The sequence below is a fragment of the Paenibacillus elgii NBRC 100335 genome, assembly GCF_004000865.1.
In the GTDB taxonomy this organism is placed as follows: domain Bacteria; phylum Bacillota; class Bacilli; order Paenibacillales; family NBRC-103111; genus Paenibacillus_G; species Paenibacillus_G elgii.
Genome location: NZ_BIMB01000007.1, coordinates 13,524 through 36,942, shown reverse-complemented (window position 1 = coordinate 36,942; position 23,419 = coordinate 13,524). Strand labels below are relative to the sequence as shown.

General features: G+C 58.7%; 14 protein-coding genes. 10 read left to right on the top strand and 4 right to left on the bottom strand.

Going from position 1 to position 23,419, the window contains the following annotated elements; genetic code table 11:
• Positions 1–10 precede the first annotated feature (10 nt).
• The 7 genes from PEL01S_RS07335 (at position 11) to PEL01S_RS07305 (ending at position 11,600) form a co-directional block, all read left to right on the top strand.
• Positions 11–1,486, top strand: coding sequence for an ABC transporter substrate-binding protein (locus PEL01S_RS07335; protein ID WP_063182704.1), 1,476 nt, complete (start codon positions 11–13; stop codon positions 1,484–1,486).
• A 114-nt stretch (positions 1,487–1,600) separates the two neighbouring features.
• Entirely contained in the window at positions 1,601–2,536 is a 936-nt protein-coding gene (locus PEL01S_RS07330; protein ID WP_063182702.1) for an ABC transporter permease, read from the top strand.
• A 21-nt stretch (positions 2,537–2,557) separates the two neighbouring features.
• On the top strand, positions 2,558–3,484 hold the full coding sequence (locus PEL01S_RS07325; protein WP_174806914.1) for a carbohydrate ABC transporter permease: 927 nt from the start codon (positions 2,558–2,560) through the stop codon (positions 3,482–3,484).
• 265 nt (positions 3,485–3,749) lie between these two features.
• Positions 3,750–5,069, top strand: coding sequence for a glycoside hydrolase family 125 protein (locus tag PEL01S_RS07320; protein ID WP_036686450.1), 1,320 nt, complete (start codon positions 3,750–3,752; stop codon positions 5,067–5,069).
• Entirely contained in the window at positions 5,066–8,179 is a 3,114-nt protein-coding gene (locus tag PEL01S_RS07315; RefSeq protein WP_127459851.1) for an alpha-amylase family protein, read from the top strand. Before PEL01S_RS07320 ends, PEL01S_RS07315 begins: the two co-directional genes overlap by 4 nt.
• Before the next feature lie 24 nt (positions 8,180–8,203).
• Positions 8,204–10,939, top strand: coding sequence for an alpha-mannosidase (locus PEL01S_RS07310; protein WP_127459850.1), 2,736 nt, complete (start codon positions 8,204–8,206; stop codon positions 10,937–10,939).
• 139 nt (positions 10,940–11,078) lie between these two features.
• Positions 11,079–11,600, top strand: coding sequence for an RNA polymerase sigma factor (locus tag PEL01S_RS07305; protein WP_163768310.1), 522 nt, complete (start codon positions 11,079–11,081; stop codon positions 11,598–11,600).
• Between the two features lie 66 nt (positions 11,601–11,666).
• Here PEL01S_RS07305 and pqqE read toward each other — a convergent pair whose 3' ends face one another.
• From pqqE to pqqB, 4 genes are read right to left on the bottom strand one after another with little or no spacing between them, the layout of a single operon-like run.
• A complete protein-coding gene (gene pqqE / locus PEL01S_RS07300; RefSeq protein WP_127459849.1) occupies positions 11,667–12,749 on the bottom strand; it encodes a pyrroloquinoline quinone biosynthesis protein PqqE in 1,083 nt (360 codons plus the stop codon).
• Positions 12,746–13,021: a pyrroloquinoline quinone biosynthesis peptide chaperone PqqD gene (gene pqqD / locus PEL01S_RS07295; protein WP_127459848.1), complete on the bottom strand. Its 276-nt coding sequence runs from the start codon at positions 13,019–13,021 to the stop codon at positions 12,746–12,748. The genes pqqE and pqqD overlap by 4 nt, the downstream gene beginning before the upstream one ends.
• Entirely contained in the window at positions 13,018–13,725 is a 708-nt protein-coding gene (gene pqqC / locus PEL01S_RS07290) for a pyrroloquinoline-quinone synthase PqqC (RefSeq protein WP_127459847.1), read from the bottom strand. The genes pqqD and pqqC overlap by 4 nt, the downstream gene beginning before the upstream one ends.
• 2 nt (positions 13,726–13,727) lie before the next feature.
• Positions 13,728–14,648: a pyrroloquinoline quinone biosynthesis protein PqqB gene (gene pqqB, locus PEL01S_RS07285; protein ID WP_127459846.1), complete on the bottom strand. Its 921-nt coding sequence runs from the start codon at positions 14,646–14,648 to the stop codon at positions 13,728–13,730.
• Between the two features lie 449 nt (positions 14,649–15,097).
• Here pqqB and PEL01S_RS07280 point away from each other — a divergent pair, with 449 nt between their 5' ends.
• The 3 genes from PEL01S_RS07280 (at position 15,098) to PEL01S_RS07270 (ending at position 23,410) form a co-directional block, all read left to right on the top strand.
• Positions 15,098–15,553: a GNAT family N-acetyltransferase gene (locus PEL01S_RS07280; protein ID WP_127459845.1), complete on the top strand. Its 456-nt coding sequence runs from the start codon at positions 15,098–15,100 to the stop codon at positions 15,551–15,553.
• Positions 15,554–15,828: 275 nt separating this feature from the next.
• Positions 15,829–20,952: a polysaccharide lyase family 8 super-sandwich domain-containing protein gene (locus tag PEL01S_RS07275; protein WP_127459844.1), complete on the top strand. Its 5,124-nt coding sequence runs from the start codon at positions 15,829–15,831 to the stop codon at positions 20,950–20,952.
• A 136-nt stretch (positions 20,953–21,088) separates the two neighbouring features.
• A complete protein-coding gene (locus PEL01S_RS07270; RefSeq protein ID WP_127459843.1) occupies positions 21,089–23,410 on the top strand; it encodes an AraC family transcriptional regulator in 2,322 nt (773 codons plus the stop codon).
• Positions 23,411–23,419 lie beyond the last annotated feature (9 nt).

Sequence of the window (23,419 nt, the reverse complement as noted above, 5' to 3'; positions counted from 1 at the left end):
ATCTGCGAACATGAAAATGAAAAAAAGAAGCCTGTTTGCCGGACTGGCGCTCATGCTGTCGGCTTCGGTCGTTCTGACCGCATGCGGAGGCAGCAAAGACAGCGCGCAGGACGCAGGAGGCGCCGCGGGCAAACCTGTTGAGCTGATTTGGTATACGATCGGCACGCCTCAAAAGGACGTTGACCGGGTCATGGAAGAGGTCAGCAAATATACGAAAGAAAAAATCGGAGTTACCGTCAAAATGAACATGATCGACTTTGGCGATTACTCGCAAAAAATGCAGGTCATGACCGCTTCCGGTACGCCGATGGATATTATGTTCACGTCTTCCTGGGCGTTCGATTACGTTCAGAACGCAAGAAAAGGCGCGTTCATGAAGATCGACGATCTGCTTGAGAAACAAGGCAAAGGCATCAAGGACATGCTTGATCCCGCCTTCTTAAGCGGTTCCAAAGTCGACGGCCACAACTACGGCATTCCGGCCAACAAAGAGCTGCCGGCGCAAGAGGTATGGCGCTTCAACAAGCAGCTGCTCGACAAGTACAACCTCGACATCAAGAACGTCAACTCGCTGGAAAGCCTGGAGCCGCTCTTGAAAACGATTAAAGAAAAAGAACCGGGCGTTATTCCGTTCTCCGTCGACAAAAACTACGGCGTCTTCGTACCTTACGACTACGTGATCGAGAAAATGCCGATGGCGGTCAGAGTCGACAACCAAGACTACAAAGTTGTCAACATCCTGGACACACCGGAAATGAAGCAAACGCTCCAAACGATGCACAAATATTACAAAGCCGGCTACATTCCTACGGAAGCAGCAACGATGGTTTCCTCGACGGACGTTCAAAAAACCGGCAAATGGTTTGCAGACAAAGCAACGACGCAGCCATTTGCGGACAACCTGTGGACGGCAAGCTACGGATATCCGGTCGTCTCCACGCCAGCCAGCCCGGCTTACATCTACAACTGGTCCGTTATGGGCTCGATGCAAGCGATTTCGGCGAACTCCAAAAATCCGGAGAAGGCAATGGAGTTCCTCAACCTGCTGAACACCGATCCGGTGCTGCGCAACATGGTCGACTCCGGGATCGAAGGCGTGCACTACAAAAAAGTCGGCGACGACGTGATGGAGAACCTGCCGGAATCGAAAAACTACGATATGCCGACGTTCTCGCTGGGTAACCTGATGATCACATACCTGAACCCGACCGATCCGAAGGACAAATGGGATGGCTTCAAGAAATTTAACGCTACCGGTAAGCCTGCCGCGCTGCTCGGCTTCAACTTCGACCCGTCCAAAGTGACGAGCGAAATCGCAGCGGTACAAAACGTCAAAGAAGAATTCTGGGCGCCGCTGATGACCGGTACGGTTGATCCGGATCAAATTATTCCGCAGGCCGACCAAAAGCTGAAAGCTGCCGGCCTCGACAAAATCATGGAAGAAGCGCAGCGTCAAATCGATGCGTGGAAAGCAACCAAAAAATAATCAAGCTTCAAAAGGCAACAGAGCTTCTTGACCGAGGCATTCTCGGTGGAAGATAAGAACGGGACACAGGGCGAATGGCATTCATTCGCCCCGTCTCTTTGAACGCGAGGGGTGATGAATGTGAAGGGTGTGCTCAAGGATATCAGCCGGAACAAAGCCATGCTCATCATGGTGCTTCCCGCCACGATCTGGTTTCTTTTCTTCTCTTACCTGCCGATGGCCGGGACGATTATCGCTTTCAAGGAATACCGGTACCACCGCGACGGGTTTCTGGCCAGCATTGTGAACAGCAAGTGGGTCGGGCTCAAAAACTTCGAATTTCTGTTCAGCACGAAGGACGCTTTTCTCATTACGCGGAACACGCTGCTGTATAACGCCGTCTTCATCGTAATCGGCCTGGTTCTGGCCGTGGGGCTGGCTATCGTCTTGGCTGAGATCACCAACAAGAAGCTTGCCAAGCTGTATCAGACCGGGATGTTCCTGCCTTACTTCTTGTCGTGGGTTATTGTCGGGTATTTCGTATTCAGCTTCCTTAGCTTCGACAAAGGTATGATCAACCAAATCGCCAAAGCGTTCGGGCTTACCGCCACGCAGTGGTATAACGACCCGACGTATTGGCCGCTTATTTTGACACTCGTCTTTCTATGGAAGTCGATCGGCTACAACAGCGTCGTGTATTTGGCGGCCATCATGGGGATTGACAAGTCGCTGTACGAGGCGGCAATGATCGACGGAGCGAACAAATGGCAACAAATCCGCCACATTACGGTGCCGATGCTGACGCCGCTGATTACCATTTTGACGCTGCTTGCGATCGGACGTATTTTTTACGCAGATTTCGGGCTGTTCTACCAGGTGCCGCGCAACTCGGGAACGCTGTATTCGGTTACCAACGTTATCGACACATATGTGTACCGGGGTCTGAAGTTTACCGGGGAAATCGGTATGAGTACCGCGGCCGGTTTGTATCAGTCGTTCGTCGGTTTCGTGCTCGTCATTACCTCCAATGCCATTGTTCGCAGATTCAATAAAGACAACGCATTGTATTAATCCATATGGAAAAAGGAGGGGATGACCGTGTCTGCGCGAACGATGAAACGAAGCCGGGATTTTCATCATTTGTCTCCGGCTTGGAACGTTATTTTTAACCTGATTGCCGGCTTTTTGGCTATTGCGTGCGTGTTTCCTTTCGTGTTCGTTACGATCATTTCGTTTACGGACGAAGGGACGCTGGCGCGCAACGGCTACCGGATCATTCCGGAAAAATGGAGTCTGGAAGCTTACCGCTACGTGTTTAAAGCCGGGGATCAACTGCTGCGGTCCTACGGTGTCACTATTGCCGTTACCGTGATCGGTACGTTGCTCAGCATGATTATGATTGCGCTGTTCGCCTACGCGATCTCGCGCAAAAGCTTCAAATACCGCAATTTCTTCTCGTTTTTTGCTTTCTTCACAATGCTGTTCAACGGCGGGCTCGTCCCGACCTATATCGTCGTCACGCAGCTGCTTGGACTGAAGGACTCCATCTGGGGACTCATTCTGCCGCTGGCTGTGAACGCCTTCTACATCATGATTATGCGGACGTTCTTCTCTACGAGCGTACCGGATGCCATTATCGAATCGGGAAAAATCGACGGTGCGGGCGAATTCGGGATTTTCTTCCGTCTGGTTCTGCCCTTATCGCTTCCGGGGCTCGCGACGATCGGCTTGTTCAGCACCCTCGGGTACTGGAACGACTGGTTCAACGCGCTGCTCTATATTGACAAGCCGAGTTTGGTGCCGCTGCAATCCATGCTGATGCGGATCGAGACGAGCATGCAGTTTATTTTGCAAAATACGAGCAACCCGTCGATGGGCGTAGCCGTGCTGCAATCGCTGCCGCAGGATACGTCGCGGATGGCGATGGTCGTCCTGGCGACGGGGCCGATTGTGTTCGCGTACCCGTTCTTCCAACGGTATTTTATTCAAGGGTTGACGGTTGGAGCGGTGAAGGAGTAAGGAAGTTTTGGGAAGGTGCGTAGGAGGAGCGGCAACGGCGGTGGGTGGCGGGGTATCCACTTCCGGCCGCTGTGGTCCTCGGGAAATTTGGATTGGAAGCCGCTGGATAGCGGAGATTTCCCGAGGACCAAGGCGGACGCTATCGCTCCTCCAGTGGATACCCCGCCACCGTGCTACTGCGGCTGCTTAAGTTACGTAACCATTTCCCAAAAATATTCCTTCCTCCTTCGGTGAGTAGTAGAAAAAATGGAGGTTGACGGACGAGATGGAACAATTCAGATTACCTAAAATTCCGATTCCTGCGATGGAGCTGCCACGGGCGGTGCAGGACGTGCTGGCGGAAGCGGAGGTCAAGCTGGCTCATCGTCCCAAGCTGCTGCAATTGTTTAAAAATTGCTTCCCGAACACGCTGGCGACGACGACGAAACGGATGGAAGACGGAACAACGTTCATTATTACCGGCGATATTCCGGCGATGTGGCTGCGCGATTCCGTAGAGCAAGTGATACATTACGTGCCGCTGGCGAAGAACGACCCAGATCTGCAGCAGCTGATTGCCGGACTGATTAAACGGCACATTCAATATATCCATATCGATCCGTATGCCAACGCCTTTAACGAATCGGCGAACGACTGGCACTGGAATACGACGGACGAGACCGAAATGTCCCCGTGGGTGTGGGAGCGCAAATTCGAGCTCGATTCGATCTGCTTCTCGATGCGTTTGGCTTACAAGTACTGGAAGGAAACGGAGCGGACGGACATTTTCGATACGAACTTCAAGTCCGCGATGCGCAAAACGGTCGACCTGTGGAAAACGGAGCAGCGCCACTTCGAGCTGTCGCCGTACCGCTTCATGCGCAATAACGACGTGCCGACGGATTCGCTGCGCAACAACGGGCTGGGCATGCCGGTGAACTACACGGGAATGATCTGGTCGGGCTTCCGTCCAAGCGACGACGCCTGCGATTTCCACTACAACATTCCGTCGAACATGTTCGCGGTCGTGACGCTGCGGCAGATGCGCGAGATGGCCGAATGGGTATTCCGCGATCTGGCGTTCGTCGACGAATTGAAGAAACTGGAAGCGGATGTCGATCACGGCATTCAGCTGTACGGCATTTACCGCCATCCGGAGTTTGGTCCGATTTACGCTTACGAGACGGACGGCTTCGGCAATTACTGCCTGATGGATGACGCCGGAACGCCGGGACTCATGTCAATTCCGTATATCGGCTATACGACGCCGGACGACCCGATTTATCAAAATACGAGACGTTTTGCCCTGAGCAAGCAAAATCCGTTCTATTACGAGGGCAAAGTAGCGAAAGGCATCGGAAGCCCGCACACGCCGCCGGATTATATTTGGCACATGGCGCTGTCGATGCAGGGGCTGACGGCGGTCACGAAAGAGGAGAAGCTGGAAATGCTGGCGATGCTGGAAGCGACGGACGCGGATACCGGCTTTATGCATGAAGGCTTCCATGCGGACGACCCGACCGTCTTCACGCGCAGCTGGTTTGCATGGTCCAACAGCTTGTTCTCGCTGCTTGTATACGAAGCGATGAAGGAAGGGATTGTATGACACGGCCGATCGTCATTTTCTACGATCCGGGCTTTCCGCTCGGCGAAGGGATGCAGGTCGATGCTGGACTACTGCAGGGGATCGGGCAGGTCGTCCCGGCGGACCGCTTGGCGGAGGCGCTGAGCTCCGCCGAGGGCGGCTGCTTCGTCAACCTGCATGCACCGTATTTTCCGAAAGCCGCTTGGCCCGCGATTCTCGGCTTTCTCCGGCAGGGCGGCGGGCTCATTAGCGCCGGAGGCGCGCCGTTCAAGCACCCGGTCCGGGAGGAGAACGGAAGCTGGCATGTCGAAGCCGAGCAAACTGCGTATCATCAGCAGCTTCATATACATGAAGCGCTCCGGGTCGATGCGGCGCCGGTAGAAAAGCTCGGGGCCACAGCCGACATTCCGCTGCTGGCCGGCAAGGAAGCGTTGCTTACGATAGCGGACACGTGGAACCTGGTGCCGCATGTGACGAAGAGCAGCGATTTGCCGCATCAGATGGGCTCCGCCGGACCGATGGACACGCATATTTATCCGCTGTTGAAGGGCATCTCGGCCGAAGGCCGTGAGGTAGCCGCGCCGGTCGTACTCTGGGAGCAAACAAAGGGCCCCTTCGCCGGAGGCCGATGGCTGTTCGTCCATTTGCCGCTGACCGCGGCATTCTGGAACGGGGGCGGGGCCGAAGCGCTGAAGGAATGGGCCGCGTTTTGCGCCAAAGGCGTGACCGAGCTGTGGATCAAGCCGAATTACGCTTCGTACGAGCCGGGTGAGCGGGCGATGCTTACGCTGCAAACGCAGCGGATCGGACGCGGGTACGGGTCGGGCGACGGAACTTGGAGCTTCTCGATTTCTCTGGAGCACGAGGCAGGGCAAGCCTCCTGGACGCACCGCTTTGAGGCGGACGTCACGGAGGAGCTGAATATTCACCGCATTTCCGTCCCGCTTGACATTCAGAGCGGCTTTTACCATATCGTCTGTCAGGCGCAAGCGCCGGATGGGGAGACGCGCACCCTGCGTCAGGGCTTCTGGGGCTTCGACGCTGAGCTGCTTGCCGCAGGTACGCCGGTAAGCTGCGGCCGGGATTATTTTATCAAGGACGGTCGTCCGCTCCCGGTTGTCGGGATGACGTACATGACATCGGACGTGGCGCGCAAGTTTTTGTTCCTGCCGAATGCGGCCGTATGGGACCGCGACATGGCACAGATGAAGAAGGCTGGGATCAACTGGATTCGGACCGGCATTTGGACGGCGTACCGCAACATCATGCAAGTCGACGGGCACGCTTCCGAAGAGGTGCTTCGTTCGATCGACGCCTTCCTGCTCACGGCAAAGAAGCATGATTTGCAGATCACCTTCACGTTCTTTTCGTTTACGCCGGAGCCTTGGGAGGGCCTCAACCCTTACCTCGATCCGCGCAGCGTGGAAGCACAGAAACGGTTCGTGCGTTCGATCGTCTCACGGCATAAGGATACGAAGCATGTCGACTGGGATTTGATCAACGAGCCGTCGATGTTCGATCCGCCGCAGATTTTCTCCGACGGCCCGCGGTCGTGCCGCGATCCGTTCGAACTGGCAGCTTACCGCGAATGGCTGAAACAGCGGCACGGCTCGATCGTGCGGCTGCAGGAGCGCTGGAACATGTCGCCGGTGCAGCTGCCGGACTTTGAAGCGGCGGTACCACCGGAGCCGGAAGAGATCAACTTCAACGTGCAGGATATGCACCAAGGGAAAAAAGGCACCCGCTGGCTCGACTACGCGCTGTTCTCGATGGAGATGCACAACCGGTGGGCGAAGCAGCTCTACGACGCGATCAAGGACGTCTGCCCCGACCATATGGTCGTCGTTGGACAGGACGAAGCTTTGGGCGCGCAGCGGCCGTCGCCGTTCTTCTACGCAGAGGCGTCGGATTACACGACTGTTCACTCGTGGTGGCTGAACGATCACTTGGTCTGGGACGGCATCTTTGCAAAGACGCCGGATAAGCCGAATCTCGTGCAGGAAACCGGCATCATGTATGTGGAGACGCCAGATGGACGGGCGAAGCGTTCGGAGACGGAGCTGCGCAGCATTCTGGAGCGCAAATATGCCTATGCTTTCTCGACGGGCGGCGCGGGGGCGGTTCATTGGATTTGGAACACCAATTTCTATATGGACAATGCCAACGAATCGCACATCGGGGCGCTGCGGGCGGACGGAACGGAGAAGCCGGAGGCGGACGTTTCCTATGACTTCGGCCACTTTATGGAAGATATCCGGGATTTGTTCCAAGGCCGCAAGCTGGAAGAGGTCGCCGTCGTCTTCCCGTATTCCAACGATTTTTCCAACCGGAAATTGGCGTTCGATGCAACGACCCGTCTGACGCGGATGCTGTCCTACGAGCTGAAAGTTCCTTTCCGCGGAGTCGGGGAGTACCATCTGGATTCACTCGCCGAAGTGCCGGCGAAGCTGATCATCCTGCCGAGCGCACATAATATAGATAGCGAAGCGTTTGCGAAATTGATCGCCATTGTACGGGCTACCGGAGCGACGCTGCTCGTCACCGGTCCTCTCGGGCTGGATGCCTACTGGCAGCCGGAAGAGCGCCTTAAGGATGCGATCGGCTCTTACCGTCCGGCCAACGTGCGGCGCGAAGAAATGCTGGAGCTCGACGGCCGCTTGCTGCCCGTCTCGTTCGGCCAGCGCCGGATCGCCGAGGTGGCGAAGGAAGTTCGAACGGATGAGGCTGCTGAGGCGAAAGCCGACAAGCTGATCGAGGTTCCGCTCGGTTCGGGGCGGCTCCTTTGGTGCCCGCTGCCGGTCGAATTGAACGAGCGCGCCGAGCCGCTTGCTATGCTATACCAACACGCGCTGACGGTGGCGGGCTTCCGAGCGGAGCTTGAATGGCTTCGCGGCGGCGGATTCCCGGGCGTATACGGACGGAAGCTCGCTTTCCAGGACGGCGCATTGTTCGTCTTCGTGTCCGAATTCGCCTTCGATACCGATGTGGAAGTGAAGGACCCGGCTACGGGCCGCCGGTATTCGTTTGTGCTGGAGAAAGAACGTTCGGTGCTGTTCGCGGTCGACCGGGAAGGCCGCTTGAAGTCCGTGTACCGGCCGAAGGAAGTTCATATCCAAGTGACCGGAGAGTAGTCCGGGGAGGAGGCGTCACAAGCCATGAGCAAAAAAAGAACCGCGCATATCATTTCCCATACGCACTGGGACCGGGAATGGTATTTGCCCTACGAAAAGCATCATATGCTGCTGATCCAATTGATGGATACGCTGCTTCATACGCTCGAGCGCGATCCGGAGTTCAAGAGCTTTTATTTGGACGGCCAGACGATTATTTTGGAGGATTATCTTCAGGTCCGGCCAGAAAAAAAGGAGCAGCTTGAAGCATACATCCGGGAAGGCCGCATTCATATCGGGCCTTGGTACATTTTGCAGGACGCGTTCCTGACGAGCAGCGAAGCGAACCTGCGCAACCTGCAGATCGGACACCAGGACGCCGCGCGGTACGGGACGATCGCCAAGGTCGGCTATTTCCCCGACACATTCGGCAACATGGGGCAGGCTCCGCAAATTTTGCGCCAGGCGGGCATCGACAACGCGATGTTCGGCCGCGGCGTCAAGCCGACGGGCTTCAACAATACCGTGTCCGATTCGGACTACGAATCGTCGTTCTCCGAGCTGCTCTGGGAAGGTCCGGACGGCTCGCGGGTGCTTGGCATTTTGTTCGCGAACTGGTACTGCAACGGGATGGAAGTTCCGACGGACGAGAAGGAAGCGAAGGAATACTGGGAGCGGAAGCTGGCGGATGCTGAGAAATACGCTTCCACCGGCGAGCTGCTGTTCATGAACGGCTGCGACCATCAGCCGATCCAGCAGGATTTGTCCGAGGCGATCCGCACGGCGCGGAAGCTGTTCCCGGATACCGACTTCGTCCACTCGAACGTGGCGGATTATTTGCAGGCCGTGAACCGGTCCATGGACCGGGAGCTGTCCGTGGTGAAAGGCGAGCTGCGCAGCCAGCGCACGGACGGATGGTCAACGCTGGTCAATACCGCGTCCGCCCGCATTTACTTGAAGCAAATGAATCAGCAGGGGCAAGCGCTGCTGGAGAAGGTAGCCGAGCCGCTGGCGTCCTTTGCGCATTTGCTGGGCAAGGCGTATCCGCACCACTTGTTCACGTACGCTTGGAAAACGCTGATGCAAAACCACCCGCATGACAGCATCTGCGGCTGCAGCGTGGACGAAGTGCACCGCGAAATGGTAACCCGCTTCGACAAAAGTCGCCATGTGGCCGAGACCATCGTCGACGACAGCAAACGCGTCATCGCGGAAGCTGTCGATACGTCCGTCTTCGCCCGCATGGGCGCGGAGGCGCGCCCGCTCGTCGTCTTCAATACGACGGGCTGGGAGAGAACCGGAGTCGTCACTATGGAGCTGGACGCGGAGCGCTTGTATTTCCGCGACGGCTTCCCGCTGGACGAGATGAGCCGCCGCATGCAGGCGCTGGACGTCTCCGGCCGCACGCTGGTCGATGCAGAAGGCCGCGCTGTGCCGTTCACGATGCAGGATCTGGGCCTGCAGTTCGGCTACGACCTGCCGGACGACAAGTTCCGTCAGCCATATATGTGCCGCAGGGTAAGCCTCACCTTCGAGGCGCAGAACGTGCCTGCGCTCGGCGTTGCCGTGTACGCGTGGCTCAAGCCGGCCGATCCGGCTTTGTCTACGGTTGCCGATGCCGCTTCGCTGCTGAACGACGACCGGGTGATGGAGAACGCCATGCTTCGCGTCGAGATCGCGGAGGACGGTTCCCTCGCCGTGACGGACAAGCAAATAGGCCGCACGTTCCGCGATTTGGGCGTGTACGAGAATACCGGCGATATCGGCAACGAGTATATGTATAAGCAGCCGAACGGCGAGACGGCGCTGACGACGAAAGGGCTGAAGGCGGATATCCGCGTCGTCGAGGATACGCCATACCGTGCGACGGTGGAAATCGTGCACGAATGGTCGGTTCCGGCTTCCGGCGATGCCGTGTTCGAGCAGGAGAAGCGGGAGCTGGTCTATTTCCCACACCGCCAAGGGCAGCGCGTCAAGGATATGGTGCCGCTCACGATTCGCACGCAGGTCAGTCTGAGCCGCAGCGGCCGCGGTGTCGAGCTGCAGGCGTCCTTCAACAACCAGGCGAAGGATCACCGGCTGCGCGCGCTCTTCCCGACCGACGTGGAAACGGCCGTACACCGCGCCGATTCGATCTTCGAGATTGCGACGCGGGACAACGAGCCGGCGGCGGAGTGGGAAAATCCGAGCAATGCGCAGCATCAGCAAGCGTTCGTCGACGTAAGCGGAGCAGGGGCGGGCCTCACGGTCGCCAACCTCGGGCTTCAGGAGTACGAAGTGCTGCGGGACGGACGCAACACGATTGCCGTCACGCTGCTTAGATCCGTCAGCGAGCTTGGCGATTGGGGCTTGTTCCCGACGCCGGAGGCGCAATGTCTTGGCGAGCACACGGTGCGGATGGAGATTATTCCGCACAGCGGCGACGGTTCGGCTTCGGGCGCTTTTGCCGAGGCGTACTCGTTCCAGATTCCGTGGACGGTTTGCCAAACCGGCGTGCACGGCGGTCCGATCGCTTCGGGCTATGCCCCGTACCGCTGGGAAGGCGGCGCGCTTGCGTTCTCGTCCATGAAAGTGAACGAGGCTTCCGGCGATCTCATGCTGAGATGGTTCAACATGGAAGCGGCCGGAACGGAGCTGGGGCTGCATTCGGCCCGCGGCGCGGAATCGGTCTACAAAAGCAACGTCTTGGAGGAAGCGGGAGCGCTCGTTTCGGAGGGTCCGAGCCTGTCTCTGCCGGTCGGTCCTTACGAGATTGTCACGCTGGGCGTTAAGCGTAAATAACATATATGCTGCAAGGCAGTCTAAACCTCGTCAATCGAGGTTTAGGCTGTTTTTTTGTGTCTGTTTTTCCAAAAAAGACACTTGAAGTACACATCGCGTTCTTATAATGGAAGAGATGATGAGAACGGAGGCAAAAAGCATGAATCCACAGCAATACCGGCCGGCTTCTGCAGACGGCCAAGAACAGCTTCAACCATTCCGCAGCTTCGTCGAATCGCTGCACGATCCGATCTATCGGCTTGCGTACCGGCTGCTCCAAGACCGGGAGCTTGCGGCGCAGGAGGTGGAGCGTACGTTCATCGAGGTGTTTCGCAGACATGCAGAGGAAGGGTTTGCGCCGACGACCGGTTCCATGCGGACGGCTGCCTACCGGGTGCTTATTCACCGGTGCAAAATGGCGAAAGCTTCGGGCAAACGCAGGCTGAAGCCGCGCAAGCTCAGCCCCCGTACGATCCTCGAAGCCGTCGATGCGCTGCCGGATGAGGTGAGGCTGATCGTCTCGCTGAAGTACGAATGTCAGCTATCCTATGAAGAGATAGGGGAAATTTTAGAGATGTCCCCGGAGCGTGTAAAAAAAGGCGTTTGGCGCAGCAGGGAACGGCTAAGCGAATGGATGGAGGAGCCCCGCTCCCCTTTGAGCTTCGGGATCATTATGCATTAATCCAAGACCTTGGGACAGTAAAGCTTCCGTATAGGTCTTGGATTTATTTTTTTTGCGGGAGCTATTTCAGCCTCGGTAAACGTAGGAAGGTGGCGCTTCGATAGAAGTTGCAGCTTCGTTGACCCTGGCAACAGCGTCCGAGATCAAGCTGTGGTGAGGCGACTGACGGCATACCGGGTCCGTCTGCTGGGCATCGCCGGTGAGCAGGTAGGCTTGGCAGCGGCAGCCGCCGAAGTCTTCGAAGCGGTGGTCGCAGCTGCGGCACGGCTCCGGCATCCAATCCGTGCTGCGAAAAGCATTCAGCGCGGCGGATTCGGACCAGATCGAAGCGAGGCTCCGGTCCCGCACCGAGTTGAACGTGAGCGCCTTGATGCTTGAAGCGGCAGGGCAAGGCAGCACTTTGCCGCTCGGAGACACGGTGAGCGAGATTCGGCCCCAGCCACCCATACAAGGCTTCGGAAGCTCGGCGTAATAATCGGGGATGACCCAGATCAGCTCCATTTGCTTGCCGATCCGCTTCTTTAAGTCGTCAAAAGAGGCTTCGGCCGCCTTGAGCTGCTCCTTCGTCGGCATGAGCGCTTCCCGGTTGGCCAGCGCCCAGCCGTAATACTGGGTGTTGGCCAGCTCCAGTCGCGACGCCCCCCAGGAGAGGCAAAGTTCAACGATTGCCTCCAGTTCCCCGATATTTTGCCGATGCAGAACGACGTTCATATTCAAAGGAAGGCCTGCGGCCCGGATGAGGGCGGCGGCTTGCCGCTTCCTATCGAACGCCTGGAAGCCGGCAATATGGTCGGACAGGCTCGGGGTTGCCGCTTGAAGGCTGAGCTGCAGGCTGTCGACCCCGGCTTCCGCTAACCGGCGGAGGCGTGCTTCAGTCAGCCCGATACCACTTGTGATCAGATTCACGAATAGGCCGAGCGAACGCGCCCGTTCGATCAGCAGCTCGGTATCCGCCCGCAGCAGCGGCTCCCCGCCTGTCAGATGCAGCTGGACGACGCCCAGCCTGGCGGCTTCCTCCAGGACGCGCAGCCATACGTCGGTAGGCAGCTCGTTGTCCCGCTGCTCCAGCTCTTGCGGGTTGGAGCAATACGGACAGCGGAGGGGACAGCGGTGGGTCAGCTCGGCGGTCAGCGCGTACGGCAAGCTCATAGACATCGTTCCACCCAGCCTTCCTCCGCGGCCTGCGTTAAAAATTCGGCAATGTCATCCTGCAGACCGGTTTGTTCATACTTCGCTTCCAGCTCGCGCGTCAGCTCCCCGACGGTTCGCTGCCCGTCGCATAGCCGCAAAATCGCTCCGGCGGTCTCATTCAATTGAACGACTCGCTCCGGCAGCAGCAGCAGCTCTTGCTTGCGCAGCGCATCGTACTTCATGCGGGCGGGGGGACGAATGGCCGGTCGTTCCTGCAGCCCCCAGTTCATACGCAGCTCTCTCCGTCCGGGTATGCGAGCTGCAGCGCATCGAGGAGCGACCACAGCACGTCGCACTTGAACGAGAGCGCGGCGACCGCCCGTTCCTGTTCGCGGCGAGAGTGGCATTCGCGCAGCACGAGCTCCAGCCCGTGATCGGCGTCGCGCGGCGCTTGGTGGAGCCGGGTGCGAAAATAGTCAAGCCCCTGCGGGCGTATCCACGGATACAAATCCTCGAAGACGACGATGCGCCGGGAGACGAGCGTCGGCGCGAACAGCTCCGTCAGGGAGGAAGCGACGGCCTCCGGCCACGGCTGCAGCCGGCAGAAGTTCACATACGCATCGACGGCGAAGCGGACCGCGGGCAGTACGAGCCGCTCGCTGAGCAGGTCCTCGCGGGGAATATCGACGGCCTCCCCGAGGCGAATCCACGCTTCGATGCCGCCTTCGTCCCCCTCGCGGCCGTCGTGGTCGACGATACGCTGCAGCCAGCGGCGCCGGTCCTCCCGAGTAGGCAGCTTGGCCAGGATGAGCGCGTCTTTGACCGGGATGTTTTGCTGATAGTAAAACCGGTTGGCGACCCAGGCCCGAAGCTGCTCCGGGCTGAGCTTTCCCTCGTGCATGCGGATGTGATAAGGATGCTTGTCGTGATACCGCTGCTCTCCGATCCGGCGCAGCCGCATCAAGAATTCGTCGTTCGACCATGGCTCGCTCATCGTCATACCTCCAACTCCATGCCGTCGAATCCGATTTCGATGCCGAGCGCAAGCAGCGTGTGGCATTCGGACGACGCAGGGTTCAATATCGGATTGGTGTTGTTGATGTGTACATAGATTTTACGCGCCGCGGTCAGGCGGGCAAGCCGATACAGGCTCCCGTCCGTTCCGTCGATCGGGACATGCCCCATGTCCCAAGCGGCGAGATCCGAGACGCCCAGCCCCTTCAGCTCGTCGGCCTGCCAGAAGGTGCCGTCCAGCAAAATGCAGTCCGCATCCGTCAGCATCCGCTCCAGCTCGTCCGACCAGGCCTCGATGCCCGGGGCGTAGACGGCTTTGCCGCCGGTCAGCCGGTCCTCGATCCGGTAGCCGACGACCCAGGTTGGCGCTTCCCCGCCTTCGTTCCCGCCCAAGCATCCGTAAGCATAGCGAGGTGCTTTCGAGCCGAGATAGAATGGGGTAACCTCCAGCCTGCCGCCAAACAGGGCAAAAGGATCACCCGGAGTAATTGCCCGCCAGTGCGCGCCTGCGTACGGCTCCAGCATATGGCGGACGGGAAACGGCCCGGCCAGCGCTTGCATGACCGGACCGGTCGCATAGATGTCCAGCTGCCCGCCCTCCCTTAAACTAAGCAGCCCGATCGTATGATCGAGCTCCGCATCGGTCAGCAGCACCCCCGCAATAGGCGTGCTGCGGAGCCCCGGTCCGGGCCGAAGGGAGGGCTGCGCTTCGATCTGCTGGCGGATATCCGGCGTAGCGTTGATCAAGTACCACGCGGCTCCGTCGCTGCTGACGGCCACGCTGCTTTGCATCCGGGTAAGCGCCTGTCCGTCACGGGCGCGTGCCAAGCGGCAGTTGGGGCAAGCACAGTTCCATTGCGGGAAGCCTCCTCCGGCCGCCGTCCCGATAATTTTGAGAAGCATCCATCGTCCCCCTTATAGAAGGGATGCCGGATTTCTCCGGCAACCCGATTGTTGTGCGCTGCGGCTTCAGAGCCGTTTATTTCTGGCAGGCATACCCGGTTACTTCGGCACAGACGTCGATGATTTTAGCTTTTGGCTTAACCCACATCGTCGTTCCCTCCTTCCGTACTCGAATTCCCGGTTAAAGTACAATCCGGCTGCAAGCTGCCGCGGACGCGCATCGGACCGGGGGCCATGTCCACAATGTATCCTATTCGGGCGTCAGTTGTGATATGTATTTTTATGGAAAAATGACTCGGGTTTTGTTCAAAAGTATCCTCTTGCATCTTCAATGGTGTCGGTCGGATTTCGGATCGTTTGACTAAACCTATTTTTTGCTTGGCTAGTCCCGCGCCTCTTCGTTACGATAAAGGGATACCAAACCAAGACGAAAAGGAGATAGGGTCAAGATGATACAGCAGTTGGACATGACGCAGCCCGAGGTGGCCGAGCAAGTGCTTCAGGTGCAGCTTCCGGCCTACCGTGTCGAAGCGGAGCTGATCGGCTTCGACGGCATTCCCCAGCTCCGGGATACGGTCCAGACGTTGATGCAAGCGGAGGAGACGTTTTACGGCTATGCTGTGGACGGGACGTTGGCGGGGGTCGTTGCGGTCGAAAAGCAGGAGGACGTGCTGCACATTACCCGGTTGGTCGTGCATCCGGATTATTTTCGCAGAGGCATCGGACGAAGCTTGGTTCAGTACGCGCTCGAATCCGAACCGGGCATCCGCAAATTTGCGGTGAGCACGGGAGCGAAAAATGGTTCGGCAATCTCGTTATACAGGCAGTTCGGATTTGTGGAAACCAAAGACGTCGAAGTCGCACCCCAAGTGTTCATTACCATATTGGAAAAAGAAGTTAATTAATCCGGCTTGCATCCGGAAATTACGATGCTGTTTAACCCGTCCTTATGGGCTTCCATAAGACGGGTTTTTTCGTTTGAAAATGGCGGATTGCGGCGGCGAAAAGCCGGGAACATTTTTTGCCCGGGCGGATTTGCAAGAATTGAGCCTTGCCGAGCGGATGGCGTTTCTGTAAGAATAGGTTTCTGTAAGAATAGAGATGCAATAGCGGCCGGAGTCCCGCGCGTTCTGCTTGAACTGGGGGGACGTTTGGCCGATAGCCGCTGGGAGGGACCGGAATGAAAACGAACATGGTGAAAATTTTGACGATCCTGGCATTAGTGATGCCCGGCTGGTTAGTCCCGATAGGAGGAGGGATCGGGATGGCCGCTACGGGAAGTTTGGTGTTGAACGGCGATTTTGAAACCGTTGTCACGGACACCTCCGGGAAGTGGACGGGAGGGAAAGCGCCGTCCAACTGGACAGGCGGATTCAAGGTCGGCGGTGGCGCCTTCGCTGTGGACTCAACACAAGCGCACGGCGGTACGAAGTCCTTGAAGCTGTCCGGAAGCACGACGTCGGACCGGGCTTCCGTTACGCAATCGCCGCTCGTCACACCGAACAAAAGCTATAAGCTGTCTTTGTGGATGAAGACGGACAACGTGAACGCCGGAAGCGGCGGCATGTATGTCCGGACGCAGTATCTTAACTCCAGTACGAAAATCGGCGACGGTCCGCTTACGCCGAAATTAAAAGGAACCAACGATTGGCAGTCGTATGATTTATATCTGTCGATTCCGTCGAACGTGAATAAAGTCGTCGTGGAGCCGATCTTCGATTTTGCTTCCGGCACCGCTTGGGTGGACGATGTGACGCTTACGGAGTGGACCGGGGCGACCGGTCTTGCCTTGGAACCAACCGGCGTATCCGTCGAAGTGGGGAAAACCGCGCAGCTAACTCCGGTCGTTACGCCGAGCAGCGCGGCATCTGACGTGAAGGTACTCTGGTCGTCGTCTGACGCTTCGGTCGCTTCCGTATCGGACGCGGGCTTGGTTACGGGTAACAAGGTAGGTTCCGCTACCATTACCGCTCAGACCGATGACGGCCGTTTGTCGGCGCAATCAATCGTCAGCGTGGAAAGCGCCCAGATGATGCAGGCCTACGATGCGATCCGGCTGAAATGGCTGGACAAGCTGACGGGCGGTACCGGCTATGACCCTGCGGATGCCGACTACGCCTATTTTCTGGACAGTCTGGCTTCCTCCGTCAGCAATGCGGAGCAAACCGGATTTTGGAACAAGCTGAACACGGCGGCGGGACGCACGTATCTCTGGAGCGATCTGACCAGCACGACCGTCTCCGCGCAGATGACATCGAATTTCTCCCGCCTAAGAATGATGGCGGTTGCTTATAAGACGCCTTACTCGGCCTTGTACAACAATCCTGCGCTGAAAAAGGATCTTGTCGAGGCCATGGACTGGATGTACGCAAATCGGTACAACGAGAACAAAACGCCGTATGACAACTGGTGGGATTGGGAGATCGGGGCGGCTCAAACCATTAACGATATTCTTGTGCTGCTGTATGACGATTTAAGCCCGGCACAGGTGGAGCAATACATAAGAGCGATCGACCAGTTTTGTCCGGACCCGGTCTATTCCTCCGTTCTCGGGGTGAAAGGGAAAAAGCAAAACGGCGCGAACCTGCTGGACAAGGCGCTGGTCGTTACGCTTCGCGGCGTGATCGGCAAGAACGGCGCGAAAATCGTACAGGGCCGCGATGCGATCGGCAGCGAGTTCGTCTATACGACGAGCGGCGACGGGGTATACCGCGACGGCTCGCTCGTACAGCACACGAACATCGCTTATACTGCAGGGTACGGCGGGGTGTGGCTGAAGGGCGCTGCGGATATGGGCTACATGCTGAACGGCTCGCCTTGGCCGATTACGGACCCGCGGACGAACACCGTGTACGATTGGGTGTCGCAAAGCTTCGAGCCAATCATCTATAACGGGCTCGCGCTCGATATGACGAACGGGCGGGGCATTTCCCGGCAGACGGCTGGTTCCGCACGGGGCCTCATGATGACCATCCTTCGCATGTCCGACGGCGCACCGGCGGATAAAGCGGCTGCTTACCGCAGCATGGTCAAGGAATGGATGACGAAGGATCAAATTACGACGAATTATTATCAGGCGTCCTCGTCGATTTATGAAATCAAGCTGTTGAAAGGGTTGTTGAACGATCCGAGCGTGCAGCCGCGGGGCGAGCTGGTGAAAAGCCAGATCATGGCGGGCATGGACAAAGTGTTTCATTTCCGTCCCGGCTACCTGTTCGGCGTCAGCCTCTTCTCCGACCGGATCTCCTCGTTCGAGAAGGGCAACGGCGAGAACCTGAAGGGCTGGTTTACGGGCGTGGGCATGACCTATTTGTACAATGACGATCAGACGCAGTACCGCAACGATTTTTGGCCGACGGTAGACTCGTTCCGGCTGCCGGGCACAACGACGGACGGTTCCGGCAAAACGCTGACGGCGACCGATTGGGCGAGCTATCCCAACACCCAAACGTGGGTGGGCGGCTCTACGCTGGACGGTCTGTACAGCGCGGTCGGCATGGACTTTACGCTCAAGAAGCTCACCGGCAGCGATCTGCAGGGTAAAAAATCATGGTTCCTGCTCGACGACGAAATTGTCGCGCTTGGCGCCGGCATCACCTCCACGGGCAGCAATCCCGTTGAGACCATTGCCGACAATCGGAAGCTTACGGACGGGAACGACAACATTTTGACGATCGACGGCGCCGTCGTGCCGAAGGAGACCACCGATCTCAATCGGACGGTTCAATGGGCGCATCTGACCGGGAACGTCCCCGGGACGGATATCGGGTATTATTTCCCGAACGGAGCGAATGTGGCTGTGAAGCGGGAAGCGCGCACCGGAGCATGGAAGGACATCAATACGGGGTTCAGCGCGACGCCGATCACCCGCAACTATTTGAGTCTGGCGATTCCGCACGGCGTCAAGCCGGTGAACGCAGATTACGCTTACGTCGTGCTGCCGAACCGGAATGCGGCAGCAACCCAAAGCTACAGCGCGCAGCCGCCGGTGTCGATTCTTGCGAACAATGCTCAGGTGCAGGCGGTGCGAAAGCCGTCGCTTGGGATTACGGCGGCGAATTTCTGGCAGGCCGGGACGATCGACTCGTTGACGGCGAGAAATCCGGTATCCGTGATGGCGAAGGAACGGAATGGAGAAATTACGCTTTCCGTTTCCGATCCGACGCAGAAGCAATCGTCGGTGACTGTCGAGTTGAACCGTGGCTCGCTGGTGCCGGTAAGCCAGGACAGCACGGTGCAGGTCGTTCAGACGTCGCCTAAACTGGTCGTACAGATCAACGTGGCCGGTTCGGCAGGGGCGACGCACACGATCAAGCTGCGCGACCCGCTCGTCCCGCACTGGGAAGGCGGCGCGCTGAAGGCCGCTAACGTCTCCGAAACCGGCGTATCTCTCGCCTGGTCCGGGGCAGTGACGAGCACGGTAACTGATGCGACGTACCGCATCTATCAGAACGGTGCCCCGATCACCAGCGTCAGCGGCAGCACTTACGGGTATGACGTGCGCCAATTGGCGCCGGGCACGACTTATACGTTCGCCGTACAGGTGGCGGATACGGGCGGACGCGTCAGCACAGACGGTCCGAGCGTCACAGTAACGACTTTGCGTACGGAGCGGCCGGATACGGCCGCTCCTACGTGGCCGTTAGGCAGTACGCTGACCGCGGCGGAAGCGAACCGCGGCGAAGTCACGCTCGCTTGGACGCCTGCTGCCGATGACAACAGCGTAGCCGGATATCGCATCGGCTGGGGCGCCGGTCAATCGGTTACCGTGGCCGGCAGCGTGTATTCGACCGTGATCCGGGGCTTGGCACCGAACACGGCCTACACGTTCCGCGTCGAAGCGGTGGACGGCGCGGGCCATTGGAGCGTCGGCGGTCCGAGCGTAACGCTAACCACGGCGGGCATGGAGCCCGAGAAGCCGGGTCCCGGCCCGGACCCGGGGCCGAAGCCTGAGCCCGGTCCAACGCCTGAGCCCGGGCCGTCGCCTGAACCAGGCCCAAGCCCCGGACCATCGCCGAAGCCTGATTCGAGCTCCGATTCGGATTCCAGCTCGGACTCGGGCTCAGGCGCGGGCTCGTCAACATCTGAGACTTCACCGAGTTCCACTTCGCAGCCGGGAGCATCCGGCTCTGCTGCGACAGGATCGAACGAGCCGTCCAAGAAGCCCGGGACAGTCGTCGTGAAGGAAGAGGAGCTGCGGCCGGCAGCGAATGGCAAGGTGACGCTGCGTATGGACGAATCGGCGTCGGAACTGGCGCTCCCGGCGCAAGCGGCCTCCTTGCTGCGGAACAATCCGCTGGAAGTGGAAATCGGCAAGGCGGCGCTCACGATTCCGGCCGCCGTGCTGGCACAAGTGAGCGGCAGCCTGCCTTCGAATACGGCGGACGCGCAGATCGTGCTGCAACTGCGTCCGGCGGCAGAGCAAGCGCTCGCACCGAATGCGGCCAAGCCCGACCCGTCGTCGGAGCTGCGCTTGGCGGGGACGGTGTATGAGCTGCAAATCGGCGCAGTTTCGCCAAACAAGCCAGCCTTCCGTCTGGAGAAGTTTTCTGCGCCGGTCGTGCTGAAGCTGCCTTACGATGCCGCCCGGACAGCCGATCCGGACCGGCTAGGCATTTACGCCTATAACGAAACGTCGAAGACATGGGATTTTGTCGGGGCGAAGGTCGATAAAGCGGCGGGGACGGTGTCGGCCACTGTTACGGCCTACCGTACGTTCGCCGTACTGGATTACGACAAATCGTTCGCGGATGTGTCGGAGGATCATTGGGCGTACCGCACGCTGAAGGTGATGGCATCCAAGCATATCGTCAGCGGCGTGACGGAACGCGAATTCGACCCCCAAGGAGCGACGACGCGTGCGGAATTTGCCGCCATGCTCGTTCGCACCCTTGGGCTGAAAGCAAGCCCGTCGGGGATGCCTTTCCGCGATGTGGACCCGAAGGCGTGGTATGCGGACGCGATTGCGGCCGTTCATGAAGCGGGGGTTGTCGACGGGGTGACGGGCACGTCGTTTGCCCCGGGCGAACCGATCACCCGGGAGCAAATGGCTGTCATGCTGATGCGGGCTTACGCCTTCCAGGGCGGCAAGGCGGCAGCGCCGGATGCGCAGCAGCTTGCGGTCTACCGCGACGCCGGACAAATCTCCGCTTGGGCGGAGGACGCGGTACGGCAGGCGGTTGAGCTGGGCTTCTTGCAGGGGCAGGCGGGAGACCGGCTTGCTCCGCAAGTTCACGCAGCACGCGCCGAAGTCGCTCAAGTGCTGCTGCACATGATCACGGCAGCCGATCCGCAGGGGAAGTAGGCTTGCCGGACAAGACCATAGAAAGCCATCCATGGGGGCGCGCCGTGTCTTTTTTGACCGGTGCGCTTGCGGTCTTGCCAAACGGGTGGACGACGCATTAGACTAAAGTGGAGAAAGCGAGGGGGAGTCACGCACCATGAAACGCACCTATTTCCGCATACGGAACCCGTTTGCTTCGTTTCGCAAATCGATGCTGCGGCGCATGCTTGCTGTGTCGCTTTTTGCCTCGATCTTCCCCGTCATCTTTGTCGGGTTCTCCAGCTATTGGTTTTCGTCGTCCGCGATCCGCAAGGAAGTGGACCAAGCCAACGCCCGCGTCTTAAGCCACGCTTCGTATTCCATTGATACGGCGCTGCAGCGGGTCCGCAGCAATGCGCTTCAGATGCTGCTCGGGTCGTTTTTCAACGGCAACCTGACGGAGCAGAAATGGATGAATTACGCCGGATTTTACTCCAATTTATTCCAAAATTTATCTTCTCTTCAAAATAGTAACGCCGAGATTAGCCGCATTGTCATGTATATTGCCGAAGACGACTATCTGGTGTCGCCGGATCAAGGCGGACATAAGGTAGCCAGAGAGGAGGACCGCCGGCAGCTGCAAGGCCTGCTTGCTTCCCGCGAAGCGATGTACTGGAGCAACGATACGTTCCGGTTTATGGGGGACGCCCCCGGCGGGCAGGCAAGCGTGACGCTCGTATGTCAGGTGCCGTTTCAAGCCGCGGAGCCGATCGGACTGCTGCTTCTGCAGCTGAACCCGTCGTTCCTTCAGGAAAATATGACGCGTTTTTCCGCTTATCCTGGCGAGCTGTCGTTCATCTTGAACGAGCAGGGCCGGGAGGTCGTCTCGTCCGCCGGGCAGCCCGCACCTCAGGGGTTGTATGAGCAGGCGGGAGAGCATCCCGGACAAGCCTTCTCCTTCCCATGGGAAGGGCGCGATTATTTGGTCACTGCCCTCCATTCTTCATCCAACGGCTGGACGTACCTCGACATGGTGCCCTTGCAGGAGCTGAACGCCAAATCGCGCGGCATCGCCGTCATCACCGTGGCCATCGTGCTGGTGTTTCTGTTGCTGGGCGCAGCGGCGACGGCTTGGAGCACGAAGCGGCTGTACCGGCCGATCGAGCATCTGGTTTCGCTGGTGCGCGGGAACCGGGAGGAGGAGCTGCTGGCCGACGAGATCGGCTATGTGCAGAGCCGGTGGGCGGAGTTGAATCAGGCGACAACCCGCCTGCAAACGCAGCTCAACCGGCAGCTGCCGGCCATTCGCGAGGCGTTCGCGCTGCAGTGGCTGCAGGGGCATTACGCGCATTATACGTCGGAGCAGCTTCCGGTTCTGTTCGAACGGTATGCCGTGCCCTATCAGCACATGCACGCCGTTTTTGCGCTTGCATACGATCAATCGCCGGACGGCAGCAGCCGCTTCCGGGAAAGCGACAAGGAATTGATCGTATTTACAATGAAAAATATTGCGCAGGACGTACTCGCGCAGCAGGGCGCAAGCGGCATGGTCGTGAATCTGCTGAACGATCAGATTGCCGTCTGGCTTTGGGAAGACACGGAGGACCCCGCGGCATGGTTCGCGCAGGTGCAGGAATTGGCCGCGGGGCTGCGTACCGTACTGGCCGACTACTTGAAGCTGCCGGTCACGGCGGGGCTTGGGGACGGACCGGGGGCGCCGGGCGGCTTGCCAAGGCTGTTTGCGCAGGCGGCGATGGCGATCCGCTCCCGGTTCTGGGCCGGGACAGGTCAAGTCATCCGCAGCGGGGACGGGGACGCGGGCGAAGCCAAGTCCTACCCGTACCCGTTCGAGATCGAAGCGGGGCTGGAGCAGGCGCTGCGCAACGGCGATGCCGCGGAAGCGGAGCTGCAGCTTGAGCAGTTCGCCGCCTATGCGCAGGAGACGCTGCGGGAGACGGAGCGGATTCGGACGGCCTATTACCAGCTTCTCACCGCCGCGCTGCGGGTCGTATTTCTGCTCAATCTTTCGCTTAGGGAAAGCGCGGACGGGACCGGCGACGAAACCGACCTTTACGTGCAGATCAAGAATGTGCATTCGATCCAGGAGCTGAACGACTGGTTCCGGGAGCGGCTGATTCGTCCGATTGCCCGGAAGGTGCAGCAAAGGCATCATCAGGAATACGAGCGGACGTTCGAGACCGCGATCGCTTATATCGAGGCGAATCATCATATCGATCTGTCGCTGGATCAAGTCGCCGAGCGCTGCGGGCTCAGCCCTCCTTATTTCAGCAAGCTATTCAAGCGGATCATAGGCGTATCGTTCATCGAATATTTGACGGCCTACCGCATCGACCGCGCCAAGACGCTGCTGCAGACGACCGGCCTGTCCGTCGCCGAAGTGGCGGAGAGCGTCGGCTACCAGCCGAAAAATTTCATCCGCGTATTCAAAAAACAAACCGGGCAAACGCCCGGTCAGTTCCGCGAGACGGGTTCGGCGTAAAGCCGGACC